The organism is Ideonella azotifigens, assembly GCF_006519715.1.
GTDB classification, from domain to species: Bacteria; Pseudomonadota; Gammaproteobacteria; order Burkholderiales; family Burkholderiaceae_C; genus Ideonella; species Ideonella azotifigens.
Genome location: NZ_VIDT01001076.1, coordinates 1 through 1,310, shown reverse-complemented (window position 1 = coordinate 1,310; position 1,310 = coordinate 1). Strand labels below are relative to the sequence as shown.

The 1,310-nt window shown below is 70.7% G+C and carries 2 protein-coding genes and 1 pseudogene; all 3 read left to right on the top strand.

Annotated features, from left to right (window positions below; genetic code table 11):
- Window positions 1–252: pseudogene (locus FKP22_RS30695) on the top strand (hypothetical protein); the annotation flags it as partial.
- On the top strand, window positions 242–964 hold the full coding sequence (locus tag FKP22_RS30690) for a hypothetical protein (protein ID WP_141291968.1): 723 nt from the start codon (window positions 242–244) through the stop codon (window positions 962–964). The pseudogene FKP22_RS30695 and the gene FKP22_RS30690, both read left to right, overlap by 11 nt.
- On the top strand, window positions 948–1,310 hold a 363-nt coding region (locus FKP22_RS30685; protein ID WP_141291967.1), incomplete at its 3' end, for a hypothetical protein. The genes FKP22_RS30690 and FKP22_RS30685, both read left to right, overlap by 17 nt.

Below are 1,310 nucleotides of genomic sequence, written 5' to 3'. Positions count from 1 at the left end.
CGGCGACCTGCCCAACCCGAGCGCTCCATGAATCCTGGTGTCTACGCCGCCGGCCGAGACACCTTGCCGCTGGTGGCCGCCACCATCGTGCTGCTGCTGCTGGCCGCAGCCACCGAGGCCTTCTGGTCCAGCGCGGCCTGGGTGCAGCCGGGCGTGAAGTACACCGCAGCGGCACTGTGCTGGCCGCTGGTGATGGCCTACCTCGCCGGCCGCTTCGGTGCCCGCCCGATGCAGGACCCGCATGCAGACTGAGCAACTGCAACTGGCGCTGCGTCCGCGGCCGGCCATGGAGGCGCTGGACCTGGGCCTGCGCCTGACGCAGCAGCACATGCGCCTGCTGTTGCGGTTGTATGCACCCATCGCCGCGGTGGTCGGCGGGCTGTGCCTGCTGGGCCTCCTGGTCTCGCCGTGGCTGCCCGGCCTGTTGCTGGTGCTGCTGCAACCCTGGCTGGACCGGGTGCTGCTGCAGGTCTTCTCGCGCGCCGTCTTCGGCCTGCCCAGCCGGCTGGCCGACGTGTTGAACGGCCCGCTGCTGTTTCGCCCTTCGCTGCTGCCGGGCCTGCTGGTGGCGGCCTTCTCGCCCTGGCGCGCTTTCACGCAGCCGGTCGCGCAGCTCGAAGGCCTGAAGGGCGACGCCGCGCGCCAGCGCCGCAAGCGCCTGCTGAACGGCCAGCACGGTCGGGCGATCACGGCGCAGCTGAGCTGGGGCGTGCTGACCTACTGGCTGCTGCTGGGCCTGCTGTGGCTGCTGTTCTCGCTGAACCCGTTCAGCGGCAGCGACAACCCGATGCTGCGGATGGGCCGGGACAGCGCCGAGCCGGTCATCGCGGTGCTGCAGGTGCTGGTCTCGCTGCTGCTGGAGGCGCCGTTTGTCGCCGGCGGCTTCATGATGTACCTCAATCGCCGGGTCGAGCTGGAGTCCTGGGACGTGGAACAGGAGCTGCGCCATGCGTTTGCGCATTGAGGCCGTGGGCCTCGCTGGCCTGCTGGCCTGCGGAGGCGTTCAGGCGCAGCCGGCACCACCCTCTCCTGCGGCCTCCGCACCCACCGTCACGCTGGCCACGGTGCGCGCTGCCACCGAGGCGATGAACCGCGATCCGCTGCTGCATGCCGAGGAAACCCGGCGCACGCTGAAGTTCGACTGGGAATCGAAACCCAAGAAGCAGGACAAGCCATCGCCTGCACCGGACTGGTTGATCACCCTGGCCGAATGGCTGGCCGGCGCCGGCCGCCTGCTGGCCTGGGCGGGCGGGCTGCTGTTGGTGGCGCTGGCCTGCGTGCTCGGCTGGCGGCTGTGGCAACGCAGCATG

Coding starts and splice junctions, on each gene's coding strand:
- FKP22_RS30690 (WP_141291968.1), top strand. CDS start 242: ATGCAGACTGAGCAACTGCAACTGGCGCTGCGTCCGCGGCCGGCCATG.